The sequence below is a fragment of the Actinopolymorpha sp. B9G3 genome, from assembly GCF_040120725.1.
Lineage (GTDB): Bacteria > Actinomycetota > Actinomycetes > Propionibacteriales > Actinopolymorphaceae > Thermasporomyces.
In genome coordinates, this window is the sequence record NZ_JBEEAB010000010.1 from 94,497 (window position 1) to 110,184 (window position 15,688).

The window sequence follows — 15,688 nt, forward strand, 5'->3', positions numbered from 1 at the left end:
GGCATCAGGCTAATGCCGCGGCACAGGTATGGCCGCATTGACTTGACAATGGAAATCGTTGTCGTAAAGGTGGTTGTCGTGACCGCTGGCCGCGGTCCATAGGTCAGCGGCTGGGCGTCGGTCAGTCCTTGCGTACGCGGCGATGGGGGAGAGGGATACGTGGCAGACCAGCGGCTGGCCCGGCCGGCCAGGCCCCTCGAGGATTCGACAGTGGTGCTGGTTGCCGTTGCTGGACTGGCGATTGTGCTCCTGCTGTCCATGGTGGCTGGTGTCGCTCTCGGGCAAGCGACAGTGTCGTTGGGCGACTCGCTCCGCTACGTCGGCGCAGCGTTGATCGGTGGCACGATCCCGGCCGATGACGTGACGGGGTACTCGATTGTCTGGGTCGTGCGTACGCCCCGGGTCCTGCTCGCGGCCATGGTCGGCGCCGGGCTCAGCGTGGTCGGTGTCGTCGTTCAGGCGATGGTCCGCAACGCGCTGGCGGACCCGTTCATTCTCGGTGTGTCGTCGGGTGCTTCGGTCGGCGCGAGCGCGGTCGTGGGTTTCGGCCTGTTCGCGGCGTTGGGGATCTACGCGTTGTCCGCGGCTGCGTTTCTGGGCGCTCTGGCCGCGTCAGGTTTGGTGTACGTGGCGGCCCGCACTCGGTTCGGAGTCAGTCCGCTTCGGCTTGTGCTCACGGGCGTTGCGTTGGCGTACGGCTTTCAGGCCGTGATGAGTGTGATCGTCTTCTTCGCGCCGCAGGGGGAGGCTGCCCGGACCGTACTGTTCTGGCTGCTCGGAAGTCTCGGCGCTGCGACGTGGGGTTCGTTGCCTCTCGCGGCAGGTGCCGTCGTCCTCGCCATCGTCGTGGTGCTTCGTCGGGCAGGGGCACTCGACGTGATGGCGCATGGAGATGAGACCTCCGCGACCCTCGGACTGGATGTCGCGGCACTGCGCCGGTTTCTCTTTCTCCTGACTGCGGTGGTCACGGGCGCTCTCGTGGCGGTGAGTGGCGCTGTCGGCTTTATCGGGTTGGTCGTTCCGCATCTGGTACGACTCGTCGTCGGGCCGAGCCACGGCAAGGTTCTCGTGATCGCGCCGTGGGTGGGGGCGATCTTCCTGGTGTGGGTGGACCTGGTGGCGCGTACTCTCGTGCCCCCACGAGAGTTGCCGCTCGGCGTGATTACCGCGCTGGTGGGGGTGCCGGTCTTTGTGGCGTTGATGCGACGTCGCGGCTACCTGTTCGGGGGCCGATGATGCGCCTGGTCCTGGACGCCGTTTCGGTCGAGTTCGCGGGTGTGGCACTGGTTCGGGCGCTCAGCCTCAAGGTGGGCAGCGGCGAGGTGGTCGGCATGGTGGGGCCGAACGGTAGCGGAAAGTCCACCGCGCTGCGGTGTGTGTACCGTGCGCTTCGTCCTACCGCGGGAGTCGTCCGTGTGGACGATGCCGATCTGACCACCCTGGCCCTTCGTGACAGTGCCCGCCGGGTCGCCGCTGTCACTCAGGAGAACCAGTCCGATCTCGATTTCACCGTACGAGAAGTGGTCGCGCTCGGCCGGTTCCCTCATCACGAGGGCAATCGAGGACTGAACGTACGGGAACGTCAGCTGTGTGAGAAGGCGATGCGGCGGACTGACGTGGCGCACTTGGCAGATCGAAGCGTGCTGACCCTCTCAGGTGGTGAACGCCAGCGCGTTCTGATCGCCCGTGCGTTGGCGCAGGAGCCGGAGCTGCTGATGCTGGACGAGCCGACGAACCATCTCGACCTGAGACACCAGGTCGAGCTGTTGGCGTTCCTGCGCCGTTGTGGTCTCACTGTCCTGATCGCCTTGCACGATCTCAACCTCGCCGCGGCGACCTGTGACCGCCTTGGTGTGTTGAAGGATGGAGAGCTCGTGGCGAGTGGAGCCCCCGATGAGGTGCTCACACCTGATCTGGTGGATCGCGTGTTCGGTGTACGGCCGGTGATCGTTGCACATCCGCAGACCGGCGCCCCCCGCCTGCTGTACGACCTCACCTCACGCGACAGCTTTGACATGAACAGCAAAGAAGGGAGCGCTCGATGAAACGTGTCCTGATCCCGTTGCTGGCGGCGACCGCTGGAGTCCTGGCCGGCTGTGGGGCGGAGGTGCAGCCGCGTGGCGACTCAGGCCCGATACCTGTCACGATCGAGAACTGCGGGCGTGAGATCACCTATCCCATGCCGAAACGTGCCGTGGCGTACGACATGAGTGCGACGGAGAAGATGTTCGCGCTGGGCCTGGCCGACCAGATGCGCGGCATCGTACTGCCGAAGACGGCCGAGGAACCTGCCGAGCGTTCGCCGCACAAGGATGACTACGAGCGCGTCGAAATTCTCAGCGATGACGTGCTGAGCCGTGAAGTGGTCGTGGACGTCAAGGCCGACTGGGTGTTGGCGGGCTGGAACTCCGGCTTTTCCGAAGAACGCGGTGTGACGCCCGACCTCCTCGACCAGGTAGGCATCAAGAGCTACATGTACACCGAGACCTGCTTTGACTATGGCGACAACCCAGCACGGGTGCGCCCTCTTCAAGCCCTCTACACCGACCTCGAGCAGATCGGCGAGATCTTCCACATCGAGCGCCGTGCCGAGAGGCTTGTCGCAGACCTGAAGCACCGCGTCGAGGCGCTTCGGAACCGGCAACCAGAAACCGAACGGGCGAGGGTTTTCGTCTACGACTCCGGCACTGACGAGCCCTTCACCTCCGGCAACCAGACCACGCCGCACACCATCGTCACGCTCGCCGGCGGCGACCACATCTTCTCCGATCTCGATCAGCGCTGGACAACAGTGGGCTGGGAAGCGGTCGTGAAGGCGAGGCCCGAGGTGATCGCCGTCGTGGACTACGGAGACCAACCGGTTGAGGACAAGATCGCGTACCTGAAATCGCTGCCCGCGCTGGCCGAAACCCCGGCGGTACGCAACAACCGGTTCTACGTCCTCGACTACGGCCAAGCGGTCACCAGCCCGCGCAGCATCGAGGGTGCCGAAGACTTCGCCAGATATCTCCGATCGATCGGACGATGAATGAAGGCAAACGAGGGTGTTCCGCTCCAGGCGCCCGCACAGACGAGGACTGAGGACATGCAGAACGATGAAGTGAGCACCGGCACCGTTGCCGATCTGTTGACCAGCGCCGTTGCCGGCGAGCTCGGCCCGGCACCGGCGAGCCAGGCGGCTACCAGTGTGTTCTGGCTCCATCACGGCACCAGACTGGCCGGGGGCGACGTCACCTACCTCAACCAGTACGTACTGGTTCGGGTCGGCCGTTCGTTCGGTGCGTGCGCGTTCGAGGCCGGCGAGGTCGAGGTGAGCATCTGCGCCGACGCCTCGGGCCGCCCGGTCGCGTCCCTCCTGGGCGCAGACATGCCGCTGCCGATCCGTGTGGCGGCGTTGGACGCCTATCTCGCCGAGCAACAGCCTCATCGCGAAGCCGCGGCCGCCGGCCTGGCGGAGCGGGTCGAGCTGCCGTACGGGCCGCCGGAGGTTCGGGCCCGAGCCCGCGACGACGCAATCGCGGGCCTCCTCGACGTCGGCGAGGGTGCGCGCGTCGCCCTGATCGGCGTGGTCAACCCGCTGGTTGCCGCGATCCGCAGTCGCGGCGGCGACTGTCTGCCGTGCGATCTCAACCTTCGTACCACCCAGTGGGGTGAGCCGGTCACTGACGACATGAGGAAGGTCCTCGACGTGGCGGACGCGGTGGTCGCCACCGGCATGACCCTGTCCAACGGGACGTTCGACGAGATCCTGCGCCGGTGCCGGGAACGCGAGATTCCTCTTGTGGTGTACGCGCAAACCGGTAGCGCGGTCGTTCGTTGCTTCCTCGGCGCCGGAGTGACGGCCTTGTCTGCCGAGCCGTTCCCGTTCTCGCAGTTCAGCGCGGAGCCGACCCCGCTCTTCCGTTATCGCGCAGGTAACTTCATGGGGGATGCACGGCGATGAGGGGTAGCACCACCGCAGACGACCTCACCACCCGCGAGGCCATACCCAGCGACCTGCGCATGGCCCGCACTTTGTGGCCAGTATTACTGTCGTCTGCTGTCGGCCTCGTGCCGTTCACAGTCTTCAGTACGTTCTTGGTGCCGATCGCCGCCGACGCCGGTACGAGTGCCGCGACGATGGGCAGTTTGCGCGGGCTCGGCGGGATCGCTGCGCTCATCGTCGGCACCGCACTCGCCCCGTTCATCGACCGGATACCGAAGCAGCTCGCCGCCGCGACCGCGCTCGTTCTCCTCGGCCTGTCCTGCGTACTCGGCGCCGTCGGCACTCTGGCCACGTTCGCGGCGTTCTGTCTCCTGATCGGTGCCGCGACCGCGATGCTCAACCCCGCGCTGGGAGCGGCCGCTGCCGACCAGTACGGCACCGGCGCGGCGGCCGGCCGCGCCGCGACGCTGGTCACCGCGACGCAGTCGCTGACCGCCATGCTGGCTGCACCGCTCATCGCGTTGCCAGCGCTGTGGTGGGGGTGGGAGGGCGACCTGCTCGCGGTCGCTTCGGTCGCCGGCCTGCTCGCCGTCGTCCTGCTCAGGCGTCGGACTCACAGGGCGTTACTGGATTCGGAGCCATCGGTTCGGCCGAGCTACCTCGCGTCCTTCCGAGCTCTCGCGGGCACCAGGGGCGCCGTTCCGTTGCTCGCCGTCGGTGGTTTTCGGACGGCGGCATTCATGGGCTACCTCGCCTACCTCGCCGCGTTCTACGACGACCGGTTCGACCTGACACCAAGCGTCTTCGCGCTCGTGTGGACTCTCTCGGGCACCTCCTTCTTCCTGGGAAACCTGCTGACCGGTCGACTGATCAACAGAGCCTCCCGGCTTCCGGTCGAACGGGTGCTGCTGGTGGGAGCCAGCTGTTCGCTGGTCGCAATCCTCGGCTTCTACGCCGCACCAACGCTCCCTCTCGCGCTGGGTTGCACCGCACTGCTCGGGGCCAGCCACGCTGCCGTGGCCGCGTGTGTGGTGAGCCTGCTGGTGCGCCGATGCGACACGGTTCGCGGCGCGGCCCTGAGTGTGAACGCAGCGGGCCAGAGCCTCGGCGTGTTCGTCGGCGCCGCGGTGGGAGGCCTCGGCCTCGGTCTCGGCGGCTATGTCGGCATCGCCATCGGGTTCGGTGCGATCAGCGCGGCCGCCGTGGCGGCAGCCGTGGCTGTGCTCCGCTCCACACCGAGCGCGGGAGCCGAGCCGTGCGGGTGAGCGACCACAGGAGGGCCGGCGACAGCGGCGGCGCCCGCTCGCACAGCCGTTCTCGACGTCCCCACGCGGGCGTGGGAATTTCTGGATGCCACCACGGCGAAGTACTGCAGGGCTTCTTCAGGGACACCGACGGTTCTGCCTGCCGCGGGCTGGTCACTCTGCCCATGGACCGGTACGGCGCCCGCGCGGTGTTCACCCCCAACCCGGCCACCTCCACGGATGAGGTCATCGTCGAGCCGTCGGACCGGACAAAGGCGCGACGCGCCGCGGTCCTCGCGGCGAATGCGTGCGCCCACCTCCAGCACAAGCCGGGAAGCGGTGGACACCTCGAGCTGGACAGCAACGTGCCGATCGGACTCGGGATGGGATCGTCCACCAGCGACGTCATTGCGGCCGTTCGAGCGGTGGCCGCAAGCTGCAACGTGACCTTGCCATCCCTGATGATCGCCCGACTCGCCGTCAACGCCGAGAACGCCACCGACCCGCTGATGCTGGCCGGCCGTCCGCTCCTGTTCGCGCAGCGGGAGGGTCGCGTCCTGGAAGATCTGGGAGGCGCCCTGCCGCCCACAGTCGTCCTCGGATGCGGGACCGGGAACGGCCGTCCCGTGGACACGCTGTCCCTACCGACGATCAAGTACGGTGACGATGATCTCGAGCACTTCGAACGGCTGCGTGCCGCCCTCCGTCGGGCCGTCGCGGACGCCGATGTCAGGCTGCTCGGCCGAGTCTGCACCGAAAGTGCTCGGAGCAACCAGCGTGTGCATGTCAAGGAGGAACTCGGCCTGCTCGAAGATCTCGCCGGCGCGTTCGGCGCAGCCGGTGTCCAGGTAGCCCACAGCGGCAACGTAGCCGGCCTGCTGTTCGATCCCAGGAGCTCCAAGCTGCGGAGCAGGATAGGCCGATGCGCCCGTGAACTGGTGGCGCACGGACTACAGATCACCGGAGTGTTCCGCGCGGGCGGGCACGCCGTCGCGCACCAACCGCACTGAACCACGCGAACGGGTCCGGTCCGCCGACGGGCCGGCCAACCGGAGGGCCCGACGTCGTACCCCCGGTTCGAAGGAACGAAGGAGGCACCACACGCCGCGGGGAGGGCACGGATGTACGGTCATATCGCGGACGCGACAAGTCTTCCCGACCTGATTCGAATCCAGGACAAGCTCGTCTGTGTGCGCTTCGAGACCATGAAGGTGGTCTCTGCACTCGGCGCCGTGCGGTACCTGCTTGACCAGGGACATGTGCGTCGAGGCGACACGCTGGTCGACAGCTCGAGTGGAATATACGCCTACGCCCTTGCACTGGCATGCCACCGTTACGAGATGGGCTGCCACATCGTCGGCTCGACGACGGTCGATCCGGTGCTGAAGGCGCAGCTCGCTGTCCTTGGTGCGACCTTGGAGCAGGTACGGCCGTCGCAGAACCTCAAGCTGGACCAGAGCCTGCGAGTCCAGCGAATCGCCGAGATCCTCAAGGCCAATCCGTCCTACCACTGGATGCGCCAGTATCACGACGACATCCACTACGCGGGCTATCTCGCGGTTGCCGACGTGATCGACGCCTCCCTCCCACCCACCGAGGCCATCGCCATGGTCGGTGGCGTGGGATCCGGTGCATCGACCGGTGCGCTCGCGACCTTCCTCCGCGAGCGGGGGCGGTCGGTCACCCTCGTCGGCATCCAACCGTTCGGCAGCATCACCTTCGGAAGTGAACACATCTCCGATCCGGCGATCATCATTGCCGGCATCGGAAGCTCGATCCCGTTCGGGAACGTCTCACACGCGTTGTACGACACGATCCACTGGGTGTCCTTCGACGCCGCCCGCGCAGGCAGCATCGACCTGCTCCGCCGACACGCCATCTTCGCCGGGCTCTCCACCGGGGCCGCCTACCTGTGCGCGCGATGGGAACAACACTCCGTCGACGGAACTGTCATGTTCATCGCCGCCGACACCGGACACCGCTATGTCGAAACCGTCTTCGCCCGACACCATGATGCACCCGCCCTCGACAGCCTCACCCCGCGCTCTGCAGCAAGCCTGGCAGACCTGGCCCTCCCATGGACCAGGATGAACTGGGCGGGCGCACCGGCGCCCGCCGCGGCGGTCGCCCACAGCCGTGGTGAGAGGGATGGCGAGGACGAGTCCGACGGAGCCGACGCGCCGCCACCGTCTACACCATCGCGTTCGCCTATGCCGGCGCCGACCTCCCGATCATCCTGCTGATCTCGCTCCACGAGCGTCCATTCCTCGCCAGCCTCACGGGTGGTGAACCCGCCGAGGAAGTCGTCCGCACACCGGCTCCTCGACGAGGGGTTCTTGTCCCGACGAGACCGCCCGTTGTGCCTCATGTCCGCTGTGCCGTTATGCGGTCTATTTGACCTCCCTTCTGTCGATAGGGCAACGCCAATTTCTGTCGAACTCAAGTCGGGCTCGGCGCAGCGCGGATAACCTCCTGGCTGAGGACATTCGCTGAGTTCAGCTGCGTCCAGGTGGGCTACGGGGGAAGCCCAGAACGGGAGCAGTCATGGCGTCCAAGAGTCGCGAATCTGATGCGACAACCTGGTCAACAACTCCTCGGGAAGTGAACAGCAAGTCCCGACCTCACTCGTGCAGCTCAGTCTCCCGATAGCAGAACTCTTCCGTTTCGCCGCGCCGGGAAAGGAAAGCCGCATGATGTCTCGGGCCAGACGAAAGCCTCGCTTTTTCGCACACCTCGTCATGTTCATCGCGGTATCGGTGCTCGCCGGGGCCTTGGTGGCCGGGTTGGCGATCCCGTTCGTCGGCGCCGTGGGCCTGACGGCCAAGTCCGTGACCGACTCGTTCCAGGGCATGAGCCGCAACCTCCAAGTGCCGGCGCTGCCTGCACGCAGCCAGCTGCTCGCCTCGGACGGCAAGGTTCTCGCGACCTTCTATGACCAGAACCGGGTCGAGGTGAAACTGGACCAGGTGGCACCGGTGATGCAGCGAGCCCTCCTGGCGATCGAGGACGCGCGGTTCTACGACCACGGTCCGCTCGACATGCAGGGCACGCTGCGGGCGTTCGTCCGTAACCAGCAAGGCGGTGGGGTCTCGCAAGGTGGGTCGAGCATCACCCAGCAGTACGTCAAGCTGGTGCTCTTTGAGAATGCCAAGACTCCAGCCGAGCAAGCCAAGGTCACCGAGGCGTCCTATGCCAGAAAACTCCAGGAGCTGCGCTACGCCGTCGAGCTCGAGAAGACGATGACGAAGGACAAGATTCTGGAAAAGTACTTCAACATTGTCTACTTCGGTGACGGTGCCTACGGAATCCAATCCGCCGCGAAATACTATTTCAGCACCACGGCGTCCAAGCTGACTCTCAGCCAGGCGGCGATGCTGGCCGGTCTTGTCCGCGACCCCAATGGCCTGGACGTCAGGCAGAAGCCGCAGGCTGTCCTGGCCCGACGAAACCTCGTGCTCTCCCGGATGGTGCACGAAGGGTTGATCCCGCCGAAGCAGGCAGCAGCGGCTGCGAAGACCCCGCTCGGGCTGCGGATGACCCCGTTCACTCAGGGCTGCTACTACTCGAAGTACCCGTTCTTCTGTGACTACGTGGCCGCGGTTCTGCTCTCCGACCCGGCGTTGGGCAAGACCCAGGAGGAGCGACAGCGAGCCCTCTACCGCGGTGGCCTGACAATCAAGTCCACCCTCGACATCCGGGCCCAGGAAGCAGCGCAGAAGGCGGTTTCGGAAACTGTCGCTCCGACAGACCTGATACATGGCGCGCTGTCGATGGTCGAACCGCGCACCGGATCGATCAAGGCGATGGCCCAGTCAAAGGGGTACGGCGAGGGCGAGGGTAAGACCTACGTCAACGTCAACGTGCCGCAGAGGCATGGCGGTGGTGTGGGCTTCTCGCCTGGATCGACGTACAAGCCGTTCGTACTCGCCGCAGCCATTCGCCAAGGTATGCCGCTCACCGAAAGACTGCCGTCGCCAGGACGTACGGCAATCAGTCGGCCGGTGGCGAACTGCCCGAACGGCAAGCATGGCTACAACAGCGACTTCTGGTCCATCGGAAACTCCACCAGCGCCGGGGCGACCAGCGACATGATCAGTGGTACGGGTCGCTCGGTCAACACGTACTACGCCAACCTGGAAGCCGAAACCGGCATCTGCGAACCGGCCCAGATCGCCACCAAGCTCGGGGCAGTCCGCGCCGATGGTCTGCCGCTGCTGCAGATCAAGCCGTTCACGATCGGGGTCAACGAGATCGCGCCGCTGTCGATGGCTGAGGCCTACGCCGCCTTCGCCGCTCGCGGCGTGCACTGTCGAGCAGTGCCGTTCACCCAGGTGCTCGACCGCCATGGCAACCCGCTCCCGGTGCGCGGGCCGGACTGCAAGCAGGCTATTCCCAAGGACGTCGCGGACAAGGTCAACTACGTGCTACGTCAGGTCGTCGACGGCACCGACTCCGGCCGGACCGGGCAGAAGATGAGCATGATGTCCGAAGGTCGCCAGGTCGCCGGAAAGACAGGTACGTCCGAGAGCCGCAAGGCCGTCTGGTTCATGGGCTACACCAGCAACCTGGTCGCCGCCGCTGCGGTGGCCGATGCCCACCCAGTACTGCGTTCCCTCATCGGCACCACGATCAACGGTCGGGTCGTTGGCGGCGATCAGGTCTGGGGTGGCACGCTCGCCGGCCCGATGTGGCTGACGGCCATGCGCGGGGCTCTCGAGGGCAAGAAGAGCCCCAACTTCGCCGAGCCCGCTCGGACAGCCGACTGAGAGAGGCCCAGCTGTGATCGTGGTCGCCCAGCGCTATCGTCGTCGAGGGCATCACCGCCGGATCGTTCCGGTAGAGCAGAGGAGCAGTCTTGTCGGCAGACCATCACTTCCCCCGCTACCACCCGCGGCCACCCACCGGATATGTCAACGACCCGAACGGGCCGGTGCGCATCGACGGTCGCTGGCACCTGTACTTCCAGTACACCCACGACACCGCCCACACGGGCTCGGTGGTGTGGGGTCACGCGAGCAGTGCGGATCTGGTGAGCTGGCGCTATCACCGCCCGGCCATGTCGCCGCAGCCCTACGGTGCCGACCGCAATGGTTGCTGGTCGGGCAACACCGTGTTGACCGACGACGGAGTGGTGGCGTTCTACTCCGGAATGCGGCAGGGACACCGCTACCAGTCGGTGCTCTCGGCTCTGTCGACCGACGGCGGGGAGTCGTTCGGGCCGCCCCACCAGGTCGTCGCGGACCCAGAGCCCTCCGAGCAGGTAGAGCAGTTCCGTGACCCCTTCGTGTGGCGGGAAGGCGGTCGCTGGTCCATGCTGGTCGGCGCCGGTGCGGTGCCCGGTGGCCCGTCCGCGCGCCTGTACACCTCCGACGATTTGGAGAAGTGGGCCTACCACGGCTCGTTCGCCACACCGGACGAGCGAACAGGGCTCGGTGACATGTGGGAATGCCCACAGCTGGTGTCGTTCGGCGACCACGAGGCGCTGCTGGTTTCCGCGTACGAGTTCGACAGGAGCGCTGCGAACCGCGTCCTTGCCGTCACCGGCCGTCGGTCGGGGCATGAGTTGATCCCCGAGCGGGTTGGCAAGGTAGATGCCGGACCGGACTTCTACGCCGCCTCGGTGCTGCGCGAGGGCGGCGACGGTCCGATCATGTGGGGCTGGGTCACCGAGAGCCGGGCGGCGGACTGGACCCATGAGGCCGACTGGTCGGGGATGATCTCACTGCCGCGCACCGTCAGCCTGACGCCCGACGGTCGCCTCGCCAGCGCACCTGTCGAAGCGCTCACGGGCCTGCGGCAAGAAGAGATCGGACGATCCGTGCCTGCGCAGTTCGAGGTCGAGCTCGAGCTCAGTGGGCATCGCGGTGAGCCGACGAGAATGTCACTCGGCACCTCCGCCGGCGAACGGCTCGATGTTGTGGTCGACTGGGCGACCGGCCAGGTGAGTATCGACCGGGACCAAGCCAGCCGCGACCCGCGCGCCGAAGGAGGAAGTTACACCTTCGACGAGCCGGAAATCCTGTCCACCAGCACCATGTCGCTGCGCTGGTTCGTCGACGGTTCGGTCGGGGAGCTGTTCACCGGCTCCGGCCGCAGCGCAACTGTTCGGTTCTATCCCACCGAACCCCCACCGTGGACGCTCTCGCTGTCCGGCCTCACCGCGACTGACGAGGTGCACGTGTGGCGCCTGTGGGAGTCCGGTCACGCCGGTCGCAGAACTCGCTCCGAAGGATGCCCATGAGGACTGTGTCGACGTACCGACCGGCGAGCCACTGATGTTCCCTCAGTCGGCCCTCCTCCACGAAGCCGACAGCCTGATAGGCACGAATCGCACGCACATTCTCGGCGTGCGTCCGTAGCCATACCCGGCGGAGGTTCGCCAGTCGGAACGCGTAGTCAAGCAGGACCCGGATTGCGTCTCTGCCGTAACCACGTCCCCAGGAGTCCTTGTCACCAATGGTGATTCCGAGCTCAGCATGCCCGGCCGTTTCGTCGATGTCCTGCAGAAGGCACGTACCGATGAACCTCCCGTCCGCCTCGATGGCGAAGCGGCGCATCGGCTGTTGCTCGACCAACCGTTCGTACCATTTCTCGAGCCGCTCCATCGACGTCGGGGACGGCAAGTCCCCCGCGGCAAGGTCGACCTCGGGGTCGTTGTAGTACGAAAGAAGCACGGGCAGGTCCTCGCGCGTCACACCACGTAAGGTGACCTTCTCTCCAGCAAACATCACACACCCCAGGTCTTGGTCGATCGATTCGTGCACGAGGTCTGAGGCTACCTTCCCGGCTCAGTCCCTTATTTTGCTGTGACTTCAGCCTTGGTGATCGGTTCTCGACGTCGGCAGGTGGGCATGGGTACCGCATCCGAGGGTCGTACGGCTGGGACCGAGCTACGGGCGGCGGGGTGAGCGTCCTGCAAGAAGTTGCCCAGATCGTTCCAGCGCGGCCTCGCCCTGGTCGAGCATCTTCTCGGCGTAGGTGGGGCCGAACCGTTCGGCGACTGCGCCAACGAACATCGCGTTACTGATGGCTCTCGCCCAAGCGTGACCCGCATCTGCCTGCCACGGATCCAGCGGGCAGCCAGCGACGTCCTCCCACGCCCGAAGGTAGGCGGAGAACCCAGCCGAGGACTTGGTGGCGGATAGGGCAACGTCAAGCATGATCGGCCCAACCCGCGCGTTTCCCCAATCGATGAGGCGAGGCGGTCCATCCGAGTCTTCTGCAACGACAACGTTGAGGCCGTACACATCGCCGTGCAGAAGGGTGGCGGGTAGTACGTCCGGACCGGCGTAGATCCGCTCGTCGTAGGACCATCGATGCAGTAGATCCAGGGCACGGTCGTGAAGCGGATGGGGCGCTTTGCGCTGGGCATCGCGAATCCACGACGAGGCGAAGTCCGTCAGAGCCTCGCGACAGAACGCCCCATCGACTCGTCGAAGGTCTGCAGGCAGCGTGCTCGCTGTCTCGAGATGTCGTTGGTGCAACCGCGCCAAGCTCGCGAACACCGTCTCCGGAACTTCCGCATCCCACGGCATCGTCGCGCCCGGATAGAACGGTGTCACGACCCACGGTCCGGACTGATCCGTGCCTGCGTCAATCAGCTCCGGGAAGGCGTCGGCAGCAGGTACAGACGCGATCTCACGCAAGGCGATCACCTCGGCGGAGGATGCACGCTTCGCGACGACGTCGAACTGTTCCCTCCGACCACTCGACCGTACGGCTGTGATCTCCACCCGCTCGACCAGGAGAGAGCCGACGCCACCCGTCAGGGGATGCCGTTGTCCAACCTCGATGACGGCGAGATCGGGTGAGTGCGCCGGAGCCACCGGACGAGGGCCGCCTTCCGGATCGGCACGTTCACGTCGATCGGCGACGTCATGGGTCTTCGGGCCCCTCCAGGCGGTAGGGGACTTCTGCCATCACACTCCACTCCTACAACTGCTTCCCGCCGCAGACTCCGACGGGAAGAAGGCGTGGTCGCATTACCCGAAACCTAACCGCGTATCGGTTCCCGCTGCGAGAGACTTTCGCGTGCCTGCGCCCGGACCGTGGATGTCAGGAGGTGCGCGGCGCCACCAGGCCGGATTCGTAGGCGAGGACGACGAGCTGAGCGCGGTCGCGGGCGTGGAGCTTGACCATGGCCCGGTTGATGTGGGTTTTCGCGGTCAGCGGGGTGATCACCATGCGGGCGGCGATCTGGTCGTTCGACAGGCCCTGCGCGACCAGGGCGACGGCCTCGCGTTCGCGGTTGGTCAGGTCTTCCAGCGCCGTGTCCGTGCCGGCGTTGAGCGGCTGGCTGACGTACCGGGTGATCAGCTTGCGGGTGATCGACGGCGCGAGCAGGGCGTCACCGCGCGCGGCGACGCGTACGGCATGCAGGAAGTCTTCCGGCTGGATGTCCTTGACCAGGAATCCGGCCGCGCCGGCGCGCAGCGCGTTGAAGACGTACTCGTCCAGACCGTAGTTGGTCAGGATGACGACGTGCACCCGCGCCAGGGTCGGGTCCGCGGCGATGCGCCGGGTCGCTTCGATGCCGTCGATGACCGGCATCTGAATGTCGATGAGTGCGATGTCGGGCAGGAGTTGCCTGGCCAGCGCCAGGGCCTCGCTGCCGTCGGCGGCCTCGGCCACCACCTCGATGTCGTCCTCGACGTCAAGGAGCGCGCGGAATCCGCTGCGAATGAGCGGCTGGTCGTCGACCAGCAGGACACGGATCATGGCGTGTGATCCACGGGAAGTTCGGCCTGGACGGTGAAGCCGCCCTCGCTGCGCGGCGCCGCCCGCAGGTGACCTCCGAGGGCGGTGACTCGTTCGCGCATCCCGAGCAGCCCGACGCCGTGCACCGGCGCGGTGTCCGACGTGGCCTTGCCGTCGTCATCGACCCGGATGACCAGGGCGTCGGGACGATAGTCGATTCGGACCGACGCGGTAGCGGCGGCGGCGTGACGGGCGATGTTGGTCAGAGACTCCTGAACGATCCGGTAGGCGGTCCGGTCCACTGCGGCCGGCACGTCGTGACGGCGTCCCTCGATCGTCAGCTTCGCGTCCAGGCCGGTCGTCCGGGCCCGTTGCACCAGCTCCGGGACGTGGTCGAGCCCATGCGGCGGGTTCTTGTCGTCGTCGCGCAGCGCCTCCAGGGTCGCGCGCAGTTCCCGGGCCGCCTCACGACCGGCCTCCCGGATCGCCAGCAGGGCCTCAGGCACCTGTTCCCCCCGCTTGCGGGCCAGGTGGACGGCGACTTCGGCCTGCACCTTGATGACGGAGATCTGGTGGGTGAGCGAATCGTGCAGCTCCCGCGCGATGTGCAGCCGCTCCTCGTTGGCGCGGCGCCGCGCGGTCTCCTCACGGGTGTGCTCGGCCGCATCCGCCCGGCGCTCGGCCTGCCGCAACGCTTCACCCGCCGCACCGGCGGCGATCAGCCAGGCCAGCTCCAGGGCGCTACGGGACTGCGTGAACGCCTCGCCAACGGGCCAGTCGTGGGGAGACGCGAGGATCGCGAGCGGAAGGGTAGCCAGCATGATCACCGAACCCGCCACCGTGACGATGCGGTGTCCCGCCCGTACGGCGGCATACACCGCGAACAGATATGCGACGGCAGGTACGTCGAAACCGACCGCCTGGTAGCCCAAGGCGCACAACCCGGTCACAGCAAGGACGGGGACCGGAGCCCAGCGGCGCGCGGCCAGCGCCAGACCGCCGGTTATCAACAACGCGTAACCCAGCAGGTCGAGATCCGTGGAGGGGTGTTGCCTGGACAGCCCGGCGACCATCAGGGTCGTCGCCACTCCAACGGCGATCACCCAGTCGCTGGCACCGATCCGTCCCCTGCTCACACGTGCACCCTAACCAGATGTTCGGGCGGGCAACTCCTGCGTGCAGATGATCAGCCTCCTACCGCACACGCGGTAGTTTCGCGCCTCCTGCGGCGTCTGCGGCAGCCGGCTACAGCCTTGGCGGCAGTGCGAATTGTCTGCGTCCGCACAACGACCGACGGTGGGTCCAACGGACATGATCAGCGACGTCCAGTCGTAGGAGAGAAGGAGTACCTCATGTCCGTCCGACACCTGCCTGCCGCCGGCGCAGCCGCCCTGCTCGGAGTATTGGGGCTTGCCACACCAGCAGCCGCGAACGTCTTGGTCCAGCCGGCCGCCGCCACTGCTTACACGATGACCGCCGGGCGCTTCTGGTCCTTGGTGGCCGCGCTACTGGGACTGGCCGGCGTGGTCATCGGCGGGCTGGCTCTGGCCCGGTCCGCCGGTCGTATCGGAACCGGGGGGAGGGGCGCCATCCTGGCCCTGACGGCGGGGCTGGCCGGTGCCGTCATCGGCGGGCTGGTTGTGGCCGCCGCCGACGGTGGTCCCGGCACCGGCTACGGAATAGTCGGAGGCTTTGTCGCCCTGGTGGTGGGACTGATCGCCATGGTCCTCGGCGGGCTGGCTCTAGCGCGCTCCCGCCGCACCGCCTGAGCCGCTGACTGGCTGACCGGCGGTGAACTCGAGCGGGTCCCGGCCTGCCCGAA

14 protein-coding genes are annotated in these 15,688 nt (G+C 66.6%); 10 read left to right on the top strand and 4 right to left on the bottom strand.

Features of this window, described 5'->3' with window-relative positions:
- The first annotated feature begins 159 nt into the window (after positions 1 to 159).
- The 9 genes from ABNF93_RS18685 (at position 160) to ABNF93_RS18725 (ending at position 11,410) form a co-directional block, all read left to right on the top strand.
- Positions 160 to 1,236: a FecCD family ABC transporter permease gene (locus ABNF93_RS18685; RefSeq protein WP_349329353.1), complete on the top strand. Its 1,077-nt coding sequence runs from the start codon at positions 160 to 162 to the stop codon at positions 1,234 to 1,236.
- Positions 1,236 to 2,045 (top strand): ABC transporter ATP-binding protein, encoded by an 810-nt coding sequence (locus ABNF93_RS18690; protein ID WP_349329354.1) that lies wholly within the window; start codon positions 1,236 to 1,238, stop codon positions 2,043 to 2,045. The genes ABNF93_RS18685 and ABNF93_RS18690 overlap by 1 nt, the downstream gene beginning before the upstream one ends.
- Positions 2,042 to 3,028 (top strand): ABC transporter substrate-binding protein, encoded by a 987-nt coding sequence (locus tag ABNF93_RS18695; RefSeq protein WP_349329355.1) that lies wholly within the window; start codon positions 2,042 to 2,044, stop codon positions 3,026 to 3,028. The genes ABNF93_RS18690 and ABNF93_RS18695 overlap by 4 nt, the downstream gene beginning before the upstream one ends.
- A 57-nt stretch (positions 3,029 to 3,085) precedes the next feature.
- Positions 3,086 to 3,943 carry a Rossmann-like domain-containing protein gene (locus ABNF93_RS18700; protein ID WP_349329356.1) on the top strand — a complete coding sequence of 286 codons (858 nt, stop codon included), beginning with the start codon at positions 3,086 to 3,088 and terminating at the stop codon, positions 3,941 to 3,943.
- The gene (locus ABNF93_RS18705; RefSeq protein ID WP_349329357.1) at positions 3,940 to 5,190 is read left to right on the top strand and encodes an MFS transporter; all 1,251 of its coding nucleotides are present in this window, start codon (positions 3,940 to 3,942) and stop codon (positions 5,188 to 5,190) included. The genes ABNF93_RS18700 and ABNF93_RS18705 overlap by 4 nt, the downstream gene beginning before the upstream one ends.
- Before the next feature lie 164 nt (positions 5,191 to 5,354).
- Positions 5,355 to 6,179, top strand: a complete 825-nt coding sequence (locus ABNF93_RS18710) for a GHMP family kinase ATP-binding protein (RefSeq protein ID WP_349329358.1) — start codon at positions 5,355 to 5,357, stop codon at positions 6,177 to 6,179.
- A 111-nt stretch (positions 6,180 to 6,290) separates the two neighbouring features.
- Positions 6,291 to 7,412 (top strand): pyridoxal-phosphate dependent enzyme, encoded by a 1,122-nt coding sequence (locus ABNF93_RS18715; protein ID WP_349329359.1) that lies wholly within the window; start codon positions 6,291 to 6,293, stop codon positions 7,410 to 7,412.
- A 495-nt stretch (positions 7,413 to 7,907) separates the two neighbouring features.
- Positions 7,908 to 9,935: a transglycosylase domain-containing protein gene (locus tag ABNF93_RS18720; protein ID WP_349329360.1), complete on the top strand. Its 2,028-nt coding sequence runs from the start codon at positions 7,908 to 7,910 to the stop codon at positions 9,933 to 9,935.
- Positions 9,936 to 10,024: 89 nt separating this feature from the next.
- Positions 10,025 to 11,410, top strand: a complete 1,386-nt coding sequence (locus ABNF93_RS18725) for a glycoside hydrolase family 32 protein (RefSeq protein ID WP_349329361.1) — start codon at positions 10,025 to 10,027, stop codon at positions 11,408 to 11,410.
- Here ABNF93_RS18725 and ABNF93_RS18730 read toward each other — a convergent pair.
- From ABNF93_RS18730 to ABNF93_RS18745, 4 genes are all read right to left on the bottom strand, one after another.
- On the bottom strand, positions 11,325 to 11,897 hold the full coding sequence (locus ABNF93_RS18730; RefSeq protein WP_349329500.1) for a GNAT family N-acetyltransferase: 573 nt from the start codon (positions 11,895 to 11,897) through the stop codon (positions 11,325 to 11,327). The genes ABNF93_RS18725 and ABNF93_RS18730 overlap by 86 nt on opposite strands.
- A gap of 162 nt (positions 11,898 to 12,059) precedes the next feature.
- The gene (locus ABNF93_RS18735; protein ID WP_349329362.1) at positions 12,060 to 12,995 is read right to left on the bottom strand and encodes a phosphotransferase family protein; all 936 of its coding nucleotides are present in this window, start codon (positions 12,993 to 12,995) and stop codon (positions 12,060 to 12,062) included.
- Between the two features lie 229 nt (positions 12,996 to 13,224).
- Positions 13,225 to 13,887 (bottom strand): response regulator, encoded by a 663-nt coding sequence (locus ABNF93_RS18740; RefSeq protein WP_349329363.1) that lies wholly within the window; start codon positions 13,885 to 13,887, stop codon positions 13,225 to 13,227.
- Positions 13,884 to 15,002, bottom strand: a complete 1,119-nt coding sequence (locus ABNF93_RS18745; protein WP_349329364.1) for a sensor histidine kinase — start codon at positions 15,000 to 15,002, stop codon at positions 13,884 to 13,886. The genes ABNF93_RS18740 and ABNF93_RS18745 overlap by 4 nt, the downstream gene beginning before the upstream one ends.
- Positions 15,003 to 15,218: 216 nt before the next feature.
- Between ABNF93_RS18745 and ABNF93_RS18750 the strand changes: the two genes are divergently transcribed.
- Positions 15,219 to 15,635, top strand: coding sequence for a DUF6223 family protein (locus ABNF93_RS18750; protein WP_349329365.1), 417 nt, complete (start codon positions 15,219 to 15,221; stop codon positions 15,633 to 15,635).
- Positions 15,636 to 15,688: the final 53 nt, after the last annotated feature.

What these genes read in the sequence shown, in the direction of transcription:
- ABNF93_RS18690 (WP_349329354.1), top strand. Translation starts at nt 1,236, where the DNA reads ATGCGCCTGGTCCTGGACGCCGTTTCGGTCGAGTTCGCGGGTGTGGCA.
- ABNF93_RS18695 (WP_349329355.1), top strand. Translation starts at nt 2,042, where the DNA reads ATGAAACGTGTCCTGATCCCGTTGCTGGCGGCGACCGCTGGAGTCCTG.
- ABNF93_RS18700 (WP_349329356.1), top strand. Translation starts at nt 3,086, where the DNA reads ATGCAGAACGATGAAGTGAGCACCGGCACCGTTGCCGATCTGTTGACC.
- ABNF93_RS18705 (WP_349329357.1), top strand. Translation starts at nt 3,940, where the DNA reads ATGAGGGGTAGCACCACCGCAGACGACCTCACCACCCGCGAGGCCATA.
- ABNF93_RS18710 (WP_349329358.1), top strand. Translation starts at nt 5,355, where the DNA reads ATGGACCGGTACGGCGCCCGCGCGGTGTTCACCCCCAACCCGGCCACC.
- ABNF93_RS18715 (WP_349329359.1), top strand. Translation starts at nt 6,291, where the DNA reads ATGTACGGTCATATCGCGGACGCGACAAGTCTTCCCGACCTGATTCGA.
- ABNF93_RS18720 (WP_349329360.1), top strand. Translation starts at nt 7,908, where the DNA reads ATGTTCATCGCGGTATCGGTGCTCGCCGGGGCCTTGGTGGCCGGGTTG.
- ABNF93_RS18730 (WP_349329500.1), bottom strand. Translation starts at nt 11,897, where the DNA reads ATGTTTGCTGGAGAGAAGGTCACCTTACGTGGTGTGACGCGCGAGGAC.
- ABNF93_RS18740 (WP_349329363.1), bottom strand. Translation starts at nt 13,887, where the DNA reads ATGATCCGTGTCCTGCTGGTCGACGACCAGCCGCTCATTCGCAGCGGA.
- ABNF93_RS18750 (WP_349329365.1), top strand. Translation starts at nt 15,219, where the DNA reads ATGTCCGTCCGACACCTGCCTGCCGCCGGCGCAGCCGCCCTGCTCGGA.